This is a genomic window from Clostridium celatum, from assembly GCF_021412605.1.
Taxonomy (GTDB): Bacteria; Bacillota; Clostridia; order Clostridiales; family Clostridiaceae; genus Clostridium; species Clostridium celatum.
This window is the reverse complement of the sequence record NZ_JAJKGM010000005.1, coordinates 106874-128431: the sequence shown is the minus strand read 5'-3', so window position 1 is coordinate 128431 and position 21558 is coordinate 106874. Positions and strand designations below refer to the sequence as shown.

Sequence of the window (21558 nt, the reverse complement as noted above, 5' to 3'; positions counted from 1 at the left end):
TATTTATAGTCCATTAATAGATATGTGCAAATCTTTTACTTCGTCCATCACCACATACAGGACATATTAAATGCCATGGATTTATATTGTCATTTCCTTCTCTTGCTATATCATTAGTATTATTTTCATTATATATTGGTAAATGATAATTATCCCTATGCTTAATTAATTTATGTCCGCTATTAGCTTCACAATGATTTTTCACCCAAAACTCGCTACATCTTTTACAAGTATAATAATATTTTTCCTTTTTACCATAAGTAAGCCTTGTTTCTATATTAATTTCTTCGACTTCTCCACATTCCCAACAAATAGAATAAGATCTAAATTGATTAGAACTTAAATGATATTCACTTAATAACCTTAAGAATTTATTTAAATTACTAATATCTGAAGGAACTAGATAAAAGGCTCCATAACTATGAGGCTTTAAGCTATCTGCTATAGCTTCTCTTTTTATATTATCTCCTCCCCAATCTACATACCTTTTATAATTATGACTATGAACTATCATAGAACAAATTGGTTCATTTATAGTATCTTCAAAAGTCTTTATATACTTTTCTATAGCCACATCTTTTATATCCTTATGATATATGACTTCCCCTTGAGAATCATAATTTCTATATTTAGCATCTAAATATGCTCTTTTTTCAATAATAGTTTCTCCTAATTTATCTTTAAGAGTATATATAAATTGATAATCTGGAGTTTTAAACTTCTTTCCATCATAATAAACCCTTCCTTCATAAATAAGATTAAGTGTTAGCATATATCCATTTAGTAATTTTTTCTCAAAAACAAATTCTAATTGCTTTTCACTAAATGGCTCCTTTAGTTCCATAAAATTATTTAATGAATATGCTACTTCCTTATGATTCAATAAAGTAAATTTTTGCTTACCTATTAATATCTGTACTATTTTAAATAAACACCATATTTCATATATATCACTAGTTGACTTAATTAATATAGCCCTTGGACTTTTCATATTTAATAATAAAATATTATTGTTAAGCTCTTTTATAAGCTTATATATTCTTCTATATGATGGATTATTAATAAATACCTGTGTTAATTTAACATTGTAAATTTGTTTATCATTAATATTTTTAAACATACTTACACTTAGCATTTTATCTATTCTTTTTTCTAAGGAGTTCCATACTTCTCCATAAGAGACTCTCTCTTGAATATTATCTATTTCTTCCTCTTTACCTACTATAGAGTCAAGCATTCCTAATATTTCATCTTCATTATCATCTCTCATATACTTTTTCAAAAACTCTATCTTTTCTTCCATAGAATAATTTCTTCTAATAGATTTAACACCGTCAGCATATATAATACAATTACAATAAAATTCCCCATTTTTGCTTTGTTTTTTCTCTCTTTTATAATCATTAATATTCATATCTATAAATGTTGGTAGATTATTAATGGGCTTTTCTTCAATAATATTTATAAATGATAACATTTCATCAATATTATTAGTATATAAAAACACCTTTAAACCGTGCTTACTAATCTTCATTTCTTTTTCATTAAAATAACTATATCCAGCTGCTATATTTTTACCTATAGAAGTAAACTGTAGTCTAAACTTCTTTTTAGAGTAATCAAACATAATCTTTATAGACATATCATCAATCTCAGCATTTTTAAATATTCCTAATCTACAATTTGATTTTACATTAAGTCTATTAGGTAACTTGCTAACCCTTTTTATTAGCTCATATTCTAATGCTTTCTTATCCTTAATTTCTTTTCTTTTAGCTTCAACTGAAATATTAGTTATTTGTTTAAAGTTATCTTTCACTTTTTTAATATTATTTTTTTCTTCTATAATATAATCATCATAAAATTCTTTATAGCTTCTTACCTTTTCTTTTAAAGTACATAAAACATATTTAATTACTCTATTTTCATATACATCTAAGTTTTCAGAGTAATTAACAGCTGTAAATGAATTTTTATATGGATACATACTTTTTTCTATTAAAGTTTTACTAGTCATCTTATTTATCTGATTATAACTTTTCTTAATATACTCTTGCGTTAATGAAGATATTGGATTCTTATTTATTATATTTATGCTTTTTTCTAACTCACCTATAATCTTTTCAATATTTTCCTTCTTAGTTACCCAAAGTTCACCAATCCCAACCTTACTTTTATCATTAAGAATAATATCTTCCTTAATTTCTCTTAGTTCACGAATCATTTTTAAATAATCTTCATAAGACAAAGATGAAGGCAATACTAATATTGGAATAGTCTTTTCTATTACACTATTATCTTTTCTTATTATTTCAATAAAAAATCTACCTGATGTATCATTTGCTAATCCTAATGTTCTAACTATATTACCATTATCTTTATAAAAATAATCTGTATCAAAAAACAAATTATTTTTAGGGCAATATCTTAAATAATCAACTTCTTGATCTTTATTTGTCACTTTAATCCTTAAATAAAAATCATTAATATTCTCATTATTTTCTAATACTGGCTCAAATGCAATTCTATATCTTTTTTTTGGTGAATTAATTCCTTTACCCACATAGTGAGTTTTAATTATCCACCCTTCACTTCTTTCTTCTCCTAAAATAGTTCTATCTTCATATTCTTCTTTTGGTAGCTTAGTGATATTAGCTATTTTTAAAACCTTATATCTTGGATCTATTTTTATACCTTTTGGAAGCATACTAATATCTTCTTCCTTAGAGTAAGAAATACTTATCATATGAGAAATTAATTTCATAATATCCTACCTCCAGAAAGTTAATATCCCACATTGCTTCCAATAGCTTATCATCTTTGAAAATATACTTTTAGCAATAATAGTATTAGATAAACTCTTTTCAAAATCCTTTATTAAGCTTTCATTTTCAAAATCTATCTCCACGCTTATTTTAGGTAAAATCTTAGCAGTTACAATAGCATCAAATATATTATTTTCACTAATAATTTCAGAACCATATAACTCATTTACCTGTTGTCTTATTCTATTAGTTAATGTAATATCAAATTTTCTTAAAAGCAATTCCAAAGCATTTAACTCTTCTCTTAATTCCTTAGATAATATTTTAGTATTTCTTTTAAAACAATTAGCTTTTAGATATAAATTTTCTTTACATTCTATTCTGTCATTTTCAATTTTATTTTTTAAATCTTCAACTAATTTTATGCTATAAGGATTAATCTCCATAATATAGCTTCTATCCACAACCTTAGGACTAAGACTTTTCGTTGTTTCATCTTTATTAATAGTTCCTACAAATCTAATATTACTTGGAATTTTAAATTCATTTTTATATGTATTAATGGATTTCCATTGTTTTTTTAATTTATAATACTCATTAATATCTATATTTTTTAATAAACTTATACCTTCTTCCACATTTAAGGCATTTTCTTCTCTTTTATTAGTAAATAGCTCTATCTTAGAAAAAATTTCTTCTCTCGCTTCTTCATACAAGTTTTTACTATATAATGTAATTATATTATCCTCTGATTGAAGCTTACTTAAAAATTCAGAGAAATAATATTCAACATGAGCTAAATTCATTTCATCTAAGCATATAATATGTAACTGCTCTGGATTATTCTCAGCTTCAATTATTGCATCTAAAAATGGAGTAGAAATATAAGTTCCTTCTATTGGATTGAAAAATCCTAATAAATCCTGATTATCTGTCCAATTAGGTTGAACAGAAATAATTTTTAGCTTTGCAGCAATAGCATTGCAAAAACCTTCCACTAAGCTAGTTTTTCCTGTGCCAGGTTGTCCACTTAAAACTACTAATTGATTTGTACATAATCCAGCATAAAACTGTTCCAAAATTTCTTTACTATAATATAAAGGCTTTTCTTCCCTAGAAGCTAAATAGCTTTGAATATACTCGATATACTTATCTTTAGATATCTTAGTCTTTCCTCGTACAGCACTTTCTTTGTTATTATTTTCAAAACTAAATCCGTATTTCTCAAAAGTTTTTTTAAGCTCTTCTTTTTCACTTAACTCTTTATTTATAGTTTTCAAAAGTAATTCAATTTCATCTATTTTTTTAAATTCCTTCTTCTTTTTAGCTTCTAATCTTTTAAGTTCCTTATTCCCAGTTTCCCTTTTATCCAATAAGTCTTTTTCAAATTCCTCTTTTCTTTTAGCTAATTCATTTTCAACTTCTTCTATTTTTTTATTTAATTTTTCTTCTATATATACATCTTGTACTATATAATTTATATTCCCAACTATTTTCCTATTTTTAAACTGTTCTATAATGTCAGTCTTAGAAATCATATCTATATTTTCTGTATTAATTAGCTTAGATATATTTTTACTATCTGTTATTATAGGATTATAATTACTATTTTTATTTATTCTGAATTTAAAAACTACTTTATCTCTATAGTCTATATTAAAAGTTTCACTTTCAATCATACATTTTACTTTTAATTGTTCTACTTCATTAAAAGGATTTTTTAATATTTCCTGATTTCCTATTGCCTGAATATCTACTATTCCCATGTAACTTTGATTTTTATTATAAACTGTTCCAATTAAATACGGCTCATCTATTCCCCAGTATTTCATTAACTCTTTCAGCTGTTCTTCTGTACTCTCTAATTCTTTAAACTCTTTTATATTCATAACCTTTTCCCCTTATCTTGTGTAATATAATCTTATGGAGTATTATACCATAATTTCATTATTTATCTTGTATGTTTCCTTCCTCTAATAATCTCCCTGCTGAATTAATATTTGATTAATTCTTAAAGTTTCCTCCCAAGAACCATCATCATCATAATCATCCTGCTTATTATCTCTTTTATTGTAATCATACTCATCCCATTCATAATTTGAATCATCAGGTGCAAAATCTCTATAGTCAAATATATCATCAATTTCCTCTTGAGATTTCTTTATCCATTGACCTCTTCCCTTATTATTTAATATAATATTATGCCATCCCACGTAATTTTCTAAACCATTTCTATATTCTTTAAAGCACATCTTTTCTAAAATTTCAGCTTCCTCTGGTAATATTCCCTTTGTGTGCATTATATCTAAAATTGTGTTTCTTCCTCTTTGTCTATCTGTAGTACTTAATATCTCTGCGTAGCAATATTCCTCTCATATAAAATTTTTAATAGCTATCCCAACAAAGTATCTTTTTCTTTCCTCAATCTTCATTAATATACCCTCCTAATTTTTATTAACAGTTTTAGTAAGCCTTCAATTAATCTTTGAAGACTTACACCTCCATACAATAAATTAAATTTACTCCTCCATAATAGGCTCTTGTAATATAATTTCCCCTTCTTCTTCATTAGTTGCCACTTCAGAAGGATATTTCATTTCTAGTAAATCTCCTATTCCAAAACCTCTCATATGCTCTGTTAAATGATTAATTTCATCAGTTAATATATCAAGAAAATCACTATAATTTCCTTTAATAATATCTTCTACTTCTATTTTCCTCTTCATTGGAAAAACTAATCTATATCCTTCTTTTTCATACATCTTAGCTGCTTCATTTAAGTTTTTCTTTCCAGAATTCATTAATATAACTTGCTCAAGTTTTTTCTTAGCATCATTAAATTCTCCCTCTGCTACTCTGTATCTTGCAACTGTTTCAAATAAATCCATATCGCCTTTATTTAAATACCTAACTATATTTGAATACTGCTCAACTTCTTTATTTTCATTAACATAATCATAAACATCCTTCATAGTCTCATATCTATAACTTAATACAAGCTTTGAAAAATCCGAATTGTATTCACTTAAATCTACTCTTCCTGATTTTATCTCATCACTTTCAGCAATAACTCTAGCAATACTTGATACTAATTCAAATGAAGTATTAATTATCGCCCCACTTTCAATTCTTGAAATATATGTTGCACTTTTTCCAACCTTTTCTGCTAACTCCTTAGCCTGCATACCTATAGCAACTCTTATTTTTTTTAATTCTGTATACCACATATAAACCTTCTCCTCTTCACTTATTTAATTATTTAATCTATATAATTTCATTTTCTATTTATTTTCTACATATATAAAGCAACAAATTGATCAACTATCTTAAATCTTGAACTTTCGTTATCAAAGGTATTAACTACTCTCTTATATCCAACATTATAAGTATCATATCTTTTAAAATATTCAATTGTTGCATTACCATTATCATCATAATAGAAATTAGGTGCTTCAACTATTAAGTTATCTTCCTTAATTAGAGTTCTTTTACTTATTAGCTCATATTTATCATCAATGTTGCAAATTTCATTTAACTTGTTATTTAATAATACCAACTGCAAATAAGCTTCTGGGCTATTATCACTCTCTATTGCATCTAAATAACTTCTTTCTGCTTCATTAAATCTTAAACTAACTATCTCAAAATCATTAGTTACTAAATTATCAGAAGTTATGTTAGGTAAAATATCTTTATCTTTAAAAGCAAATATCATTCCCTTTTCTATCTCTTCAATCTTCACTTTATAAATTTGTAAAGTATAGCCTTCTTTTACCTTCAACTTATTATAATTCTTAACTATTTCATTTACATTAATACTACTGCTTAAAGCTTTCACTTCTATGTTTTCTTCATTTAAAACTATATTAAGACTTTTCCAATTTTCACTTTTACTATCCTTAATTTCATATATATTAAGCTTTTCATTTAACTTTAAACCATCATTAATACTTAAACTAGCAGGCATAAATGTTATCTTATTTGATTTCTTACTATTCCAAATTGATTCCTTCTCTGCTAAAGCTTTATTTATATCTTCCTCATTATTACTAACATAAAATCCATTATTGTTTAATAAAATACTATTCATTTCTAAAAAGCTATTAAAACCAAGCTCATTTAAAAATTCATCTCCATCATTTATTGCATTCATATATATATCCTTTATATTTTCCATACCAACCCCCCCCAAAATTAACTTATGAATATAATATAATTCAGATTTACATATTTGTAAAGTATTTTTCATTATAAAAATTACACATTTATAAATTTATATGATTTTAAACTGTTTTCTCTAAAAAACTACCCGCGGGGTCAATCCAAATATTGGATTGACCCCGCGGGTATTTCGTTAAAAATCCACAACTCTTGAATATCGTCCCTGCCATTTTACTGCACAAGTTCCTCTTTCACCATGTCTATTTTTTAAAACCACAACATTCATACATTCTGGGTTATTTTCTGCATTTTTAGAGTTGTATTTTATCTTTCCTTTTTTAAATAAACTTTCTCTATACATCTTATCATCTAGTTTAATATTTCTATAAAGAGCAATAACCTGATCACTGTCTTGCTCAATTCTTGCGCTATCTTGAATATCTGATGCATCTATTTTTTCAATTGCCATATCTGAAGTTCTTTTATCAACACTTCTATTTGCTTGCGCTAATAAAACAAAACAAATATCTTCTTCCATAGCTAATGTTTTTAACTTTGAACTAATTTTGCCAAGCTTATTTGTCATAATATCCTTGTCCGAAAAATCCACATACTTATTTATATAATCAATAAAAACAATATCTAAAGAATTTTGAAGCTTATAAACTTTAATTTCATTAATAAACTTATCAATATCTGTTTCTGTTGAAATATAAAAACCTCTATTAAAAAGCCTGCCCATAAAATCACAAATACCATCCTTAGCTTCTTTTGTAATTTTATCTTCATCAATTTCCTTACTAGACAAGGATAAATTACTTGCTGCCATCTTACTATAAACCTGCTTTGTACTCATTTCTGCACTACCATAAAGAACTTTAGCTCCTTTAAAAGCCATATTTGCTGCAATTTGAAGAGAAAAAGTAGTTTTACCAACACCACTTCTTGCAAAAATCGTTACAAGTCTTCCTCTTTGAAAATTACCAAGATAACTATCTAAATAAATTAATCCACTACTTATTCCTTTATTTCTATCAGCATCATAAAGCCATCTCATATATTCTTCATACTGCTTGTCTATATTAATTTCCTTCTTAATTTGGCACTTATGAATATTAATTTGAAGCATTTCAACTTCAGCTTCAATCTCCTCAATAGACATACTATCTGTAATCTTACCTACCATATCAATATACAAGCTCTTTTTATATGCCATAATAAACAAATCAAGCTTTGTATTAAAACCAATTTCACTAGAATTACAAGAGTAAATTTCAGAAACATAAGTTATACTATCCATTTCTCTTATATTTTCCTTGTGATACTCCAAAAAATTAACTAAATCAATCTCTAGCTTATTAGAAACCATTTCTAATATTCCAACATAAATCCTAACATGAGGCTTATATCTAAACATATAAGGCTTAATTTTCTCCCTAGCAGTAATTATCAACTCAGAATTCTTAAGTATAGCACCTAATATCTCCTGCTCCAAAACAACTTGATTACTCTCCAACATAAAACAATCCTCCCTAAATTCCTAACTACTAACCCCTAAATAATAGTTATAATCAACCATCAATGTATTGTTCTATGTCAAGACAATGGTCATCTTCTTCTTGATCTTTATAATTTAAATCTAAATAACTAAGCCAAATATCACCCTCACAACAAAATCTACTTATACCATTTTCTTTAACCAAAAAGTTTTCCAAAGTCCATCTTAAGTTATAATAATGCTTGCTTTTAAAAACCTCGCTATAATTATTAATAGCAGCTATAATTTCTTCTTCGCTATACTTAGTTAAAGCCCTAGATATACAATCTATAACTTTTACATTCAAAACTCTAACTACTCCGAGTTTTTTACTATTCCAATGATTTAAAATATTAATATATAATTTATTATTTATATTATTATAATTATTATTATTTATATTATTATCTTTAAATCTTTCTATTTCATTGTCATTATTATTAGAAATACTAGCAGTAATTTCAGTAGTACTAGCATTTTTACTATGAGTATTTTCAGCAGTACTATCTATTTTACTATGAGTAAATTCATCACTACTTTTACTTTCACTACTAGTATTTTCAACAGTACTATGATTCCTACTATTAGTATTTTTATAATTGCTCTCCACTTTACTAACTGCAATTTCAGTAGCAACATCATTTTCATTGATGAAATTCCCAATAACACTAATCTCTTTACTACTATCTAATTTTTCCTCTATATTATCCTTTAATAAATAATCCTTAATTAACTTATATTTATTAACAGTTCCACTTTTTCTAATGATTTCAATATATCCCTTACCCTCTAAAGCTTTTAATATTTTTGCCATCTTTACTTTATTTTTAGAACTTAAATATTTTAATAACAACTCATAAGGAGCTTTCACACAATTGTTTTCATCATTTAAACTATTTAAAGCAATTAACATAAGCTTTTCATCATTAGAAATATTAATATCACTTAAAATACTATCTATAATCAAACTATACATATATCTAACACTTCCCTTAATACCATATAATACCCTTAATTTTTTCAAATTATTGGTTGTTATTCTAATAAAAATATTTGAAAAAATATACATATTAAGGTAAAATGTTAGTTGAAGACAAACATTAATACATTAATATGTACTTAATGAATCTTAAGCAATGGTAGTTGCCGCTACTGTTGCTCTTTTTTTATTAAAATACTTTGTTTTAAATCAAATTCTCTTAAAACTCTAATACCTCTACTGCAGTCTTTTTTTCTAGATATATATCCTAATCTCTCAATCTTAACCAAATTATCATGAACAGAAGATGTTGACTTCATTCCTGAAAGCTTACTTATTTCTCTAATAGTTGGGGGTATCCCTTCCCTATTCATATAATTAATAATTTCCCGTAATATTATTTCTTGATTCTTACTTAACACACTATCACCTCCTAAATACATTATACCTGAACACCAGTTCACATTTCAATAGTTTTCTGTTATTTTATTACATTTTTCTTTTTCTCTTTATATTATGAGCCTTCAAAACTTACATAAAAGCTTCTTCACATTCTCTAATAAGCTTGTTCACTTTCATATCATAAACTGTACTTTCCCGTAAATTAGGTTGTATACATATAAGAGAAATAGTATTTGACTTAGTAATCTTTGAAAAAATCTTAGCTGCTCCAAATGCCATAAGTCTTAGCTCCATATCTTCCTTTGGACTTAGCCTATCATAATCAAATGATGATATTTTTATAACTTCTATTTTTTCTTTACCTACTATAACTACATCAACTATTTTAGATATGGAAATCTCATTAATATTTATGTTAACCTTTACACCAATAAAAATATTACTTCCTTTATCATTACAAAAACTTTTACTTACAATACCATCTAAAATTTCATATGCTATATTTCCCAAAGTATTTGCAAATTTATTAAACCTTTTATCCTCAGTTATTTTTATTAATTTTTCACTATAATCTTCATAATCTTGAAGCTTTAACTTCTTTCCTAACCTTGCCTTAGCATAGTTGGCAATTAGCTTGTTATCTTCCTTAAAATTATTGAAACAATTAATTTTATTTACTATTCTATACTTCTCCATTAAAACTCTCCTTAACCCCTTTCTTTATAATTTTTTCATAAATAAACCAACTTTAAATTTATCATTTTAATTTTTCTAAATAAAAAAAAGGCTATATTTATTCTATGACCTAATTTTACCATAAATTAAACTTTTTTCAATAATTTTATGTTTATTATTTTATATTTTTTACTTTCATCTTCATTTTTTACAATTAAGACTAACATTTGTTCCTTTTTTTATTTTATTTTTTAACTTTAATCTTCAAAATATCTAATTAAGGAACATTTGTATTGAAAATTTTTTTGTCCTAAATCTCAGGAACTCCTCCAAATATACCACTTAAATATTTTTGTGAATAGCTTTCAGTTTGTCTTACCTTCTTATCACTTAATCTATTTAAATAGCTTTGTCCATAACTATCCCTATCTACAAGCCAAATTTCATCTCTTCTAATATCTTTTTCAATTAAATTTGTATTATGTGTAGTGCAAATAAGCTGGGCATTTAATGGATTACTTTCTTTATTATAAAACTTGTCTATTATAGCTTTAAGTAAATTAGGATGAATAACATTTTCTATTTCATCAACAACCAAAATTCCACCTTCATCTAAAACCTTAAATACCAAAGGTAACAATTCAAAAATATTAATTGTTCCATGAGATTGCTCTTCAAAAAATGGTACTTTAATTTCCCCTACAACTTCATTATTCTTATAAATATTATGAATAGCTTCAACAGATATACTAGCTTCATTTTCATTAAATATAACATTTAGCTTCTTTATAGTTGGATCTGCTACTTTTATAATTTCTAAATACTTATTAAGCTTTTCTTCAGTATATTCACTTTCACTTAATATATTTAAGGATTTAAATTTAGACATATTTATCACTATTATTTTATTTATAGCTTCAATTATTTTGTTGGCCAATTTATTATTTAAAATATTAGCCATAGATAAACATAAGGCCTTTTCCCTTACAATATGAATGTTAGGTTTAAAGCTCAAAAGTTCACCCTTTAATTCTATATCCTCATATCTTTCAGATGTTCTATTTAATATTAATTCTCTTCTTTTAACCTTTTTATATAGCTTTTCTTCAATAATTATATTATTTAAAGTTTTAAAACTATAGGTATATAAAATATCATCTATTAATAACTCTATACAAAAATAAATAGGGATACTTTCATACCCAGCTTCAAATTTAAAATAATTATCCTTTCCTTTAAGATGACTTTTAAATAAATTCATTTTCAAAGACTTTTCACCATTAAATGCTATTATAGGTGATAAAGCTATAATACTCTTTAACCAACCTATAGCTCTACAAAAATTAGTCTTTCCAGAACCATTTGCCCCATATATGTAAGAAACTTTATTATAAACTTCTTCCTTTTCCTCAAATGTATTTCTTTCTAAATACTCTTTTTTACTATAATCAATTTCCGTTGTAAAACTTATCTCATCCTTAAAAGATTTAAAATTACTTACATAAAAAGATTTTAAAATTACTTTTTCCATATTCATCACTCCAGTAAATTCTCTACCATATAACAATAATACTTAAAATTATATTAAAAAGTTTCCGTATAGGAAACTTATATATATTTTATATCACTTTAGTATATTACTTTGTCATTTTCTGTCGTTTTTTAATAAAATTTACGTCATATTAGCTAACCAATCACCAGCTGCATTAATTGCTGTTCCTACTAAGATATTAGATATGACTCTTCCTACTATTTTACCTATGAAATATCCTATCTCATCTCTGTCAATATCAAAATAACTAGTTATCATTGCTAACTCATATACCTTATTTAATCTTATTAACATTATAGATAAATATAAAATTATTTTATAAAATTTACCAATATATATTTTAAATAAAGTTATTTATTTAATTTTATAATAGATTTATTAAATACATTTCAATATACTTGTGAAAAAAAGTGGTAAGCTTACGCTTACCACTTTAAATTCATTTAATATTCAGCATTATAAGAATTACTTCTTCTTATTGAAACGTACTCCTCCAAGCATTAATGAAACACCTGTAATTAATGAAGCAATTACTCCAGCACCATCTCCTGTGTTTGGTAATTTTGTAATATTTGAATTACCCTTGTTTGAAGATCCTGTATTTGAGTTACTTCCATTTGAAGTTCCCCCATTTGAAGTTCCTCCATTTGAAGTTCCTCCATTTGAAGTTGAATCATCCTTATCTGAGTTGTTATTATCATCTGAGTTATCCTTATCAGAAGTATCATCATCAGTAGTGATATCATTTACAGTTACCTTAAATTCTGCAGTCTTAGTAACATCATTTTCTGTATATGTTACAGTTATAGTTTGCTCTCCTACTACATTAGCATCATATCCTTCTATAGTAGCGATTTCTGTAATATCTCTAGTATAATCATCTATATCATATTTAGCAGTTACGCTTAATTCTAACTCTTCACCCTTTTTATAAGTAGTTTTACCTTCTACTTCTAATGATTGTAATTTTGATGCTTCTAAAGTCTCTGGAAGTTGTACCCCTAATAATTGAGATAATGTTAAAGCTTTTAAGTCAAGCGGTTCATAAGTTTTATCTTCTCTTAACCATCCTGCATTACCAACTAATTCAATTGGAGTCTTTCCTAAAGCTTCAGCTGCAATTAATGATTGAGTGTAATATAATAATGAAGCTCTCTTTAAGTGATATTGACTACTAATCATTGAGATTGTTGAAATATCATATTGATTATATAAAATATTAAATGTATTTTGAGCATTTTGAACTGTTGTCATAGACTTATCTTCTATAATAAGTCTACTTTCATCAAAGTTTAACTCATTTACCATGTAATCTCTCATTTGTCCTGCTTCAGTAACCTCTTTATTATCTGCTGCAGTACCACCACCTGCTAATACAACATATGCATTAGGATATTTCATAGCACTTTCATATGCAACTTGGCAACGACCCTTTAACTCGTCTTGCATACTTCCATCACTATTTAGGGCATATCCTAAAACAACAAAAGCATGCTTGTTTGTATCTGGAAGTCCATCTGGAGCTACCCCTATACTTTCTACCATTGAATTTTCTGTATAATCCCAGAAATCTATTACTTGTTTTAATCTGTTATACTCCTTTTCAGAAACTGACTTAATAGAATCAAATGTTCTTAATATATCAGTAGATTGTCCAGTTTTGTAATAATAAATTAACTCTGCTTTTAGCTCCTCTACACTTTTTTCTACAGTCATTACTTGCTCATTTGTAATAGTTGAAGCAAAAACTGGCATTGAAAAACCAACTGATATACTTGTCGCTACAACCATACTACAAATAAATTTACATTTTTTATTCATTAATTTTTCCTCCTCAAAATCGGAATAATATTATACTAATCATAAATGACTTTTAATATATTCCTTTCTCTCTAATACTCATTTTTAGCGTTTTATGTAAAGGTTTTACATCGCATTATAAATAATATCATAGTTTTTTTCAAATTTCCAACTTTTTCTGTATACATTTTCATTTATTTTTCTACATTATTCTACATTATTCTACATTATTTTATATAATATATATTTTGTTATTGCTATTTTTTATTCTTATTTTTTAATTATTTACTATGTAAAATCCAGTTTCTTAAATGCTTGCTCCAAATAAAAGCATACATAAATTAACTGAAATTTTCCCTCAAAAAATATGCAACTAATAGTAACTATAAATCTAAATGTAGAAGAATCCTAAATAAAACCTTCATTTCTCGCATTAACAGTTATAAAAGGAAATATTATTAATTATATACTATATACTCTATAATAGCACTTACCTTATTGGCTCTAAAAGTCTTGCTGTTACTACTGTTCTTGCACCATCATATTCAAAGCTACATGTTACCAAAGTTATTAGACTACTGATTCCATCTTCATCAACTATATCTTCAGCATTTACATCCCTATAAAATATTGAGTTACCTTTTATTTCTTCCATGTATTTATTCATATCATCTTCATTTTCAAAATCAAAAACAATATTAGCCGCATCATCTTTTACAACAAATATTGAAAATATTTCATACTGATAGCTTATCCCATTTTTAAGTATAGTTATATATGGATTTTCATTGAAGTAAGTTTCATCCTTAAGATTTACTAAATCATGAAACATACTTTCATCCTTCATGTGATGTCCATATATCCATATGTTTTCATCATTTTCTATATCATTTCTATAATCAATAAAAATACTTCCTGGATAATAATAGTCTCCATTAAAATCCGTAGATAAATATATATCATTATCTGGGCCTTGCATTACTGGATAATTAATATTGGTATTAGGCATTTGTATCCACATTTTATATTCATTATTTTTTGACTTTAAAGTATTCTCACTTGCTAATAGCTCTTCATTAACTACTCTCTCAGCCTTTGTTTCCTCTTCTACTATCTCATCCTCTACTCTAGGAGAATTTATAACTATAATTTCATTAGGAATTTCTTCTCTTCCCTTCTTTTCACCTAGCTTATATCCTCCAAAACCTATTCCTCCCATTACAAGAATGCATAATATAGTAATAGCTATTTTTTTCACATCCATCTCCCCCCCAAATTACCCTCTTTATTATTTTCATAATAAAATTATAACATTTTATACCAATTTTAAAAGTTATATTTTACCATTATATATTAGTGATATATAATAGTACCCGCGGGGTCAACCCAAATATTGGATTGACCCCACGGGTACTACTTTATTCTTTTTCATGTCTACCTTTATTAGTTTTTTTACTTTGTGCTTCATTAATATTGGTAATTTTTTTATTCTATAAAATACATTATATCTGTTATCTTTCTTTCCTTTCCATCTGATGGATTATTTAATACTTCCCCATTAAAATACAACGTTGTAGAACCTCCACCATCTAGGTTATATCCCCAGTAGCATCCCCTATTTTTAAGTTCCACTGCTGCATCATAAAGACTAATTCCAACAGATGCTTCACTTCTTCCATCTATAACTAATATTACATATTCTAAAGGTCCTTTTTGACCAATAACTGTTCTTGGAGCTAAACCTTCCTTATACCATGTATCTCCATAGTCTACAATTTCACCATGTCTTATTAAATCAGGTCCAAAATCATATGTATGCATTGCACCCTTTTCAACTAACTCATCTCCTGTTAATAGCTCATCATATATTCTAAAATCACCATCATTTTGAATAACAAGTGGATCACAATCTAACCATGTATCTCTATAAACTACTCCATCTCTTATTACATAACTACTTTTGTTAAACCCAGTAGCAGCCCCATTAATAGCTAATATTGCATTATGCCTCATTGCCATATCAGAAGTCCTTTCCCTATTTATTAAAGAAAATTTATCTCCTGCAAAAGCTGATTTAATCTGAGAACCATCACCTATATTTACATTTACTTCCCACATCTCCAAATTAGGATTACTTTTCTTTATTGGAGTTATGTTTATATTTAAAGTATCTGACTTATACTCAATTACTCCAGTTTCACCATTTCTATTTATATATATTTCATTTGATTCATTAAAAACTGTATTTGCTTCTTTTATCTTTGACTTTGAATAAATATTATTTACTATTTTATATCCTACTCCAACTACCATTATTAATAATATAATACTTAAACACTTTATTATCTTATTGACCATATTAACCCTCACTTAAATTTATTCTATATTAATTTTTATCATAGTTATCTCATTTATTAAAACAATAACCTATTCCAATTTTTATTAGAATAGGTTATTACTTAATTATACAATATTTTATTTTCTTTATTTACTAATATTTTTTTATTTAACAATTTAATTATAGGATTATATATTAGATTAATTAAATAAGATGATACTAAGCATAATATAACTAACCACGGAAATATTAAAAAACTATATTTAGGAGCAAACACTAATTTCTTAAAATAAATCATATAGAAAAACATATGTGTAAGCCACATATTAGTTGAATGATTTCCTAAATAATCTAATAATTTATTTAACCATTTAGGTTTATCCATCAAATTAAATATACATATAAATGCTATTCCTGTGAATACTGCAACAAATAAAGTTTCAACAAAACCATGAGCTATAATCATTAAAGCTATTAATATAACACCTAATATATTTTTATACTTTATGTTATTAGCTATATTATACAATTTACTATATATTTTCTTATGTGCAAATATTGCTCCAACTATAAATGGTAGCTGGGATGTTCCAAAAAGAGCAACCTGTCTAATACTCCAATTTAATACTTCATTATCAAACACTATAATACCTTTTATTCTTTGCACATATGCTACTACATAAAATACAAAGGATATTGTCATAATAATTATACTGTTATATTTAACAATAATTTTATTTATAATTGGTGATAGCAATACTAAAATTATATATGTTGTTACAAACCACCAAGCTCCATTATATGCTGGAGATATTGCTGTAAAAGTTAATAAAAATGTTTTTAAATCACCCGGATATTTATTTACTTGTCCGCTTATAAATCCTAATAATACTACAAACATAAAAAGTATTATCCAGTAATTAACATACAACTTCAATATTCTTATTAGATTATTTTTAATATACTTTTCTTTATTATTTTTATAACTAATAAATAACCCATATCCACTACAAAAACAATAAATAGCAACACAACAATCTCCAAATAGTGCTAAATAATAAACTAATGGTATATCTCCTATAAATATTAATGGAGTATATAAACCTTCATATGTTTTTGTACAAAATAAATGTAATAATAGCATAAAACTTATTGCTATGCCTTTAGTTATTTTTATCTGATTTTTTGTTAATTCCATTATTACTTTTCACCAAATTTCTTTCATTTAATGAATATAAATTCTTATATACTATTTCATTTAGTTTCAAATCTATATTGGTAAATATATTCTTCATTTTTCAGATATACCTTTAATTGCCCCTGTTCTAATAACTTCTATAGTAAGGGCTATTATGTGTATTATAATAATACTTTTAAAGCCATAAATTATAAAAAACTTACTAAAATAAAATAGCTGAACCCCTTTTATTCTATTGAGTTCAAGTTTATTTCAATATACCGAATATAAATACTATAATCGAACTCAATATTATATATTAAAATACTATATTTATTTCAAAGCTTAAACTATCTAACTCTTTTTATCATATTATAAATTTTAATCTTTAATCTAATACTTAAGGGATCTTTTAAACTTTTTATAACTAATTTATCAAATGGAGTTTTATTAATTCTTTTAAAGAAATAATCTCTTCTAGGATTACAATATGAAGATTTAATTGCTGAAGAATTATACTTTATAGCTTCATCAATATCAACTTCAGCTTTTTCAATGGAATCAGATATATTTCTAAAATTTTTTTTTCCTTTTTCTGAATTGATTAAAATAAGAGAAATTCCCTTATCATCATTCATATCTCTTCTAACATTTTCTATTCCCCAAAAATCAGCTAATGTTATATCACTTTCTCTATTGATAGATTTAAATTTACAATTATGACAAGATGGTCTTAAATAAATATCTCCTATAAATCCATCCATATATGAATTTTCATTTCTTTTAATTAAGATATCACTACTATCTTCAAACTCAACCTTAAAAGAATATGATTTCCATCCATAAGTCTTATCTCTAAAATTTATACCCTTTATATTGTTGTTTTTTTCAAATCTCTGCTTATATTTTCTCCAACTAATAGGTGATGGTACTCCATGACATATCAAGTCTACACATATTAAATTCTCATGCTCTTTTTGTAAATATCTTTTCAAACCACCAATCTGACAAGGTGTTCCAGAAAAAAGTACTTTTCTCCCCTTTTCTAAAAACATCTTAGCAAGACTATAAGTTTCTCCTATATTGCTCTGAACATATTTTGCTCCCCTAAATTGAGCTATTCCATATATATTATCAGTATAATCATGAACTACCTCAAACTCATTATTAAATTTTGCTCCAAATACAATACCACCACTTTTAATTATTGACTCTGCAATTAATGTGAATACTCCACCTGAAGAACTCTCTTTTCTTATTCGCTCATCCTTATTATAGGCTGCTAATGCTATAGGATTGTTATCCATATTTCTATTGTTTAAAATAGGACATACTTTATCACATAAATTACACTTTATACAAATATCGTTATTAATTTTAGGATATTTAAATCCCTCATCGTCTTCAATCATATTAATACAATTTTTAGGACAAACATTTGCACATCCATAACATCCTGTGCAATCTTTTTTTTCTAATATATTAATCATATCGTTCTCCTACTAAAGCAACCTTTCTCATAACTCTAAAGAATAAACATAATATTTTATTGGTCGCATTATAATATAATATTTTATATTCTATATCATTAGCTTTATATTTCTTTAGCATTATATAATTTTCTTTTAATAATTTAATATCCTTTTTATAAAAAGCTAAATTCATTAAATACTTAGCATATACAATTTCAAGTCTCTCTAAATATTTATTAAGTTCATCATCTGATAAAATAATATTAAGCATATGTTTTCTTATCTGCTTATATCCTAATAAATTTTTAACTTCAAGATTAAAATCTCCTTTTAGTTGTGATAATGAATTTTCTTGTCTTATATATTTCATAAGTGGTTTATCTATAAATCCAGATTTCCCCTTATAAGCTAACGGAAGCAATAATTGCAAATTTTGACCATATTTAGATTCATAAATATTTCTATCCTTATAGAATTCAAATAGTTTTGAGCTTCTTAGCATATAACTTCCCGCCCAATTATTAGTTTTTGCTTCAATTAAATCATCAAATATATATATATTATTTTTTTCATCATCATTAACAACAAATAGGTTTGTTTCATTATTTAAGTTTTCTTCGCTAACATAATATCCATTTGTTCTTACAATATCATACTCTTTATTATCTTCTAAAAACCTTACCTTTTCTTCAATTGAATTAGGCATAAGATAATCATCTATATCCAATAATGTAAGATATTTTCCTGTAACATGCTTAAGGCCACTATTTATAGCCCCTCCTGCTCCTTTATTTTGCTGATATATATATTTAAATTTAATATTTTTTTCCTTAAACTTTAACCTTTCTAATTTAATTATTTCTTCTGATTTATCTACTGATCCATCATTAACTAAAATAACTTCAATATTATTATAACTTTGGTTTAAAATACTATTAAAACATCTATTAATAAATTTTTCTCCATTAAAGCAAGGTATTACTATGCTAACCATATTTTTTCTCCTAATTACACTATTACTTATTTCATTTACTATTAGCTTATAAAACTTTATAAGCTAATTTTCTAATAATATTTTTATTATTTTATAAAACTCATCTAACTTAATAATTCGTAACACTTGTTTTTCTCAAATATTTCATAATTGAAAATCAAAAGCTACTTTTTATTTCATTACTGTCTACTTTTTATTAAATTTATGACTATATCTAAAACATATTTAAATTCTTTACTTCTACTAAATATAATAAAATTAATAAAATTAGGTAAAATAATACATATAATTGCCTTAATCGCAATATTTACAAAAGGATTTACTATATTTATCAGCTCACATATATAATAAGAAATAATCATGTGTAAGATTCCCATGAATACATAGATAAAATATTTTTTAAAATAATGAAAAACTGATTTTTTAAAAACTTTTTTGAAGATTACCAACGGCCTATACCAATCTGCAGTTAAAAGACTTCCAATTATACTTCCAAGAACTACTCCAAACACGCCAAAATATTTTGCTAAAACTACTGATGAAGCTAAGTTTATAATTGAAAATCCAAATGGAACCCATATATCCTCTGTGTAAATACCTGCAGCACTCTTCATTGTTATTATAGGCATTCTTAATCCTGTTAAGAAATTATTTATTACAATAACAGCTACTACAGGAAAAGAAAATAAATATGATTCTCCTATCCAAATTTTTATAAAAGGATTAAATAAACATATAAAGCATACCGCTTCAAAACTATACAATACAAATGAAATAAAAAACAATACATCAAATATTTCTAAACACTTATCTTCATTTTCTTTAGCCACTAGATTTCCAAAACCAGATGTTATTGCTCCAAATAATATTCCAATATATCCATTAACTAGATTTCTTAACATGATATAATTAGAGTAAATACCTACTGATACCAAGCTTATAAATTTAGAAATTATAAGATTATCCGTTGAATTTACACAAAAATCACCTATTTTAGCTGATATTAATCCGAATATATTTTTCTTAATTATTTTACTTTCATTTTCTGGGATTTTATCTTTTGAGTTAAAATTAATATCCTTATATTCATTAGTAATAAATCTATTTTGTAAATAATTAAGTAATATAGATGAAGCTATTTGTAAAAATAAATATCCTATATAATTTTTGAATATTAATAAATATATAATTTGTAAAATTACAGTTGTTGTATTAATTTTTAATTGAATTGGAACTATTTTATATGCATTTTGGTCTGATGAAATTAAAGTCGTTTTATATGATAGAAAATATCCAACAACTATATTTATTAAATACATAAAATAAATATAGCCTATTTCTGGTGGTTGCTGACTTGGATCAACGAAAAAATCTAAATAATTATATAATATTGTTCCTATTACTAATATTACTATCCCTATTACTCTATAAGCCTTTCTATATAAACTCATTAATGAACTAATAAGTTTAGTATCATTATTAGCTATAGGCTTATATAAACTAAATCCTATAGCAGTACTTATTCCTAATTCAGAAATAGACAATAATCCAAATATATTTTGTAATAATCCTGATATTCCTAAATACGTAGCCCCTAATGTATATATAAAAACTGTTCTGGATATAAATCCTAAAATGCTTATGATAATATTGTTTGATAGTGCAAAAAAAATGTTTTTTATAGACTTTTGTACCCTCATTTTATC

The 21558-nt window shown here is 25.4% G+C and carries 18 protein-coding genes; all 18 read right to left on the bottom strand.

Going from position 1 to position 21558, the window contains the following annotated elements; all coding sequences use genetic code 11:
• Positions 1-13 precede the first annotated feature (13 nt).
• Complete coding sequence (locus LPC13_RS04000; RefSeq protein WP_234088610.1) at positions 14-2764, bottom strand: DUF2357 domain-containing protein; 2751 nt, start codon at positions 2762-2764, stop codon at positions 14-16.
• Positions 2765-2770: 6 nt separating this feature from the next.
• Positions 2771-4654: an McrB family protein gene (locus LPC13_RS03995; protein WP_234088609.1), complete on the bottom strand. Its 1884-nt coding sequence runs from the start codon at positions 4652-4654 to the stop codon at positions 2771-2773.
• A gap of 84 nt (positions 4655-4738) precedes the next feature.
• Positions 4739-5065, bottom strand: a complete 327-nt coding sequence (locus LPC13_RS03990; protein WP_005210362.1) for a hypothetical protein — start codon at positions 5063-5065, stop codon at positions 4739-4741.
• 219 nt (positions 5066-5284) lie between these two features.
• Positions 5285-5992, bottom strand: a complete 708-nt coding sequence (locus LPC13_RS03985) for a helix-turn-helix domain-containing protein (protein ID WP_005210363.1) — start codon at positions 5990-5992, stop codon at positions 5285-5287.
• 65 nt (positions 5993-6057) lie between these two features.
• The gene (locus tag LPC13_RS03980) at positions 6058-6942 is read right to left on the bottom strand and encodes a hypothetical protein (protein WP_040418505.1); all 885 of its coding nucleotides are present in this window, start codon (positions 6940-6942) and stop codon (positions 6058-6060) included.
• Between the two features lie 177 nt (positions 6943-7119).
• Positions 7120-8445, bottom strand: a complete 1326-nt coding sequence (locus tag LPC13_RS03975) for a replicative DNA helicase (RefSeq protein WP_234088608.1) — start codon at positions 8443-8445, stop codon at positions 7120-7122.
• A gap of 52 nt (positions 8446-8497) precedes the next feature.
• Positions 8498-9439 (bottom strand): hypothetical protein, encoded by a 942-nt coding sequence (locus LPC13_RS03970; RefSeq protein ID WP_040418507.1) that lies wholly within the window; start codon positions 9437-9439, stop codon positions 8498-8500.
• A gap of 173 nt (positions 9440-9612) precedes the next feature.
• Entirely contained in the window at positions 9613-9864 is a 252-nt protein-coding gene (locus LPC13_RS03965; protein ID WP_051040641.1) for a LexA family protein, read from the bottom strand.
• Positions 9865-9973: 109 nt separating this feature from the next.
• Positions 9974-10540 (bottom strand): DUF2800 domain-containing protein, encoded by a 567-nt coding sequence (locus LPC13_RS03960; RefSeq protein ID WP_005210374.1) that lies wholly within the window; start codon positions 10538-10540, stop codon positions 9974-9976.
• Between the two features lie 289 nt (positions 10541-10829).
• On the bottom strand, positions 10830-12050 hold the full coding sequence (locus LPC13_RS03955; RefSeq protein WP_234088607.1) for an AAA family ATPase: 1221 nt from the start codon (positions 12048-12050) through the stop codon (positions 10830-10832).
• A 141-nt stretch (positions 12051-12191) separates the two neighbouring features.
• On the bottom strand, positions 12192-12365 hold the full coding sequence (locus tag LPC13_RS03950; protein ID WP_005210381.1) for a hypothetical protein: 174 nt from the start codon (positions 12363-12365) through the stop codon (positions 12192-12194).
• Positions 12366-12536: 171 nt separating this feature from the next.
• Positions 12537-13892 carry a YdcF family protein gene (locus tag LPC13_RS03945; protein ID WP_234088606.1) on the bottom strand — a complete coding sequence of 452 codons (1356 nt, stop codon included), beginning with the start codon at positions 13890-13892 and terminating at the stop codon, positions 12537-12539.
• 469 nt (positions 13893-14361) lie between these two features.
• The gene (srtB, locus tag LPC13_RS03940; protein ID WP_169317564.1) at positions 14362-15129 is read right to left on the bottom strand and encodes a class B sortase; all 768 of its coding nucleotides are present in this window, start codon (positions 15127-15129) and stop codon (positions 14362-14364) included.
• Positions 15130-15356: 227 nt separating this feature from the next.
• Positions 15357-16229, bottom strand: a complete 873-nt coding sequence (locus LPC13_RS03935) for a phosphodiester glycosidase family protein (protein WP_051040646.1) — start codon at positions 16227-16229, stop codon at positions 15357-15359.
• Between the two features lie 101 nt (positions 16230-16330).
• The gene (locus LPC13_RS03930; RefSeq protein WP_005210386.1) at positions 16331-17407 is read right to left on the bottom strand and encodes an acyltransferase family protein; all 1077 of its coding nucleotides are present in this window, start codon (positions 17405-17407) and stop codon (positions 16331-16333) included.
• A 329-nt stretch (positions 17408-17736) separates the two neighbouring features.
• A complete protein-coding gene (locus LPC13_RS03925; RefSeq protein ID WP_005210388.1) occupies positions 17737-18876 on the bottom strand; it encodes a Coenzyme F420 hydrogenase/dehydrogenase, beta subunit C-terminal domain in 1140 nt (379 codons plus the stop codon).
• A complete protein-coding gene (locus tag LPC13_RS03920) occupies positions 18869-19852 on the bottom strand; it encodes a glycosyltransferase family A protein (protein WP_005210390.1) in 984 nt (327 codons plus the stop codon). The genes LPC13_RS03925 and LPC13_RS03920 overlap by 8 nt, the downstream gene beginning before the upstream one ends.
• Positions 19853-20031: 179 nt before the next feature.
• Positions 20032-21552 (bottom strand): lipopolysaccharide biosynthesis protein, encoded by a 1521-nt coding sequence (locus LPC13_RS03915; RefSeq protein ID WP_234088605.1) that lies wholly within the window; start codon positions 21550-21552, stop codon positions 20032-20034.
• Positions 21553-21558: the final 6 nt, after the last annotated feature.

Coding starts and splice junctions, on each gene's coding strand:
- LPC13_RS03955 (WP_234088607.1), bottom strand. CDS start 12,050: ATGGAAAAAGTAATTTTAAAATCTTTTTATGTAAGTAATTTTAAATCT.
- LPC13_RS03990 (WP_005210362.1), bottom strand. CDS start 5,065: ATGCACACAAAGGGAATATTACCAGAGGAAGCTGAAATTTTAGAAAAG.
- LPC13_RS03975 (WP_234088608.1), bottom strand. CDS start 8,445: ATGTTGGAGAGTAATCAAGTTGTTTTGGAGCAGGAGATATTAGGTGCT.
- LPC13_RS03980 (WP_040418505.1), bottom strand. CDS start 6,942: ATGGAAAATATAAAGGATATATATATGAATGCAATAAATGATGGAGAT.
- LPC13_RS03915 (WP_234088605.1), bottom strand. CDS start 21,552: ATGAGGGTACAAAAGTCTATAAAAAACATTTTTTTTGCACTATCAAAC.
- LPC13_RS03960 (WP_005210374.1), bottom strand. CDS start 10,540: ATGGAGAAGTATAGAATAGTAAATAAAATTAATTGTTTCAATAATTTT.
- LPC13_RS03930 (WP_005210386.1), bottom strand. CDS start 17,407: ATGGAATTAACAAAAAATCAGATAAAAATAACTAAAGGCATAGCAATA.
- LPC13_RS03950 (WP_005210381.1), bottom strand. CDS start 12,365: ATGTTAATAAGATTAAATAAGGTATATGAGTTAGCAATGATAACTAGT.
- LPC13_RS03970 (WP_040418507.1), bottom strand. CDS start 9,439: ATGTATAGTTTGATTATAGATAGTATTTTAAGTGATATTAATATTTCT.
- LPC13_RS03985 (WP_005210363.1), bottom strand. CDS start 5,992: ATGTGGTATACAGAATTAAAAAAAATAAGAGTTGCTATAGGTATGCAG.
- LPC13_RS03925 (WP_005210388.1), bottom strand. CDS start 18,876: ATGATTAATATATTAGAAAAAAAAGATTGCACAGGATGTTATGGATGT.
- LPC13_RS03920 (WP_005210390.1), bottom strand. CDS start 19,852: ATGGTTAGCATAGTAATACCTTGCTTTAATGGAGAAAAATTTATTAAT.
- LPC13_RS03945 (WP_234088606.1), bottom strand. CDS start 13,892: ATGAATAAAAAATGTAAATTTATTTGTAGTATGGTTGTAGCGACAAGT.
- LPC13_RS03935 (WP_051040646.1), bottom strand. CDS start 16,229: ATGGTCAATAAGATAATAAAGTGTTTAAGTATTATATTATTAATAATG.
- LPC13_RS04000 (WP_234088610.1), bottom strand. CDS start 2,764: ATGAAATTAATTTCTCATATGATAAGTATTTCTTACTCTAAGGAAGAA.
- LPC13_RS03995 (WP_234088609.1), bottom strand. CDS start 4,654: ATGAATATAAAAGAGTTTAAAGAATTAGAGAGTACAGAAGAACAGCTG.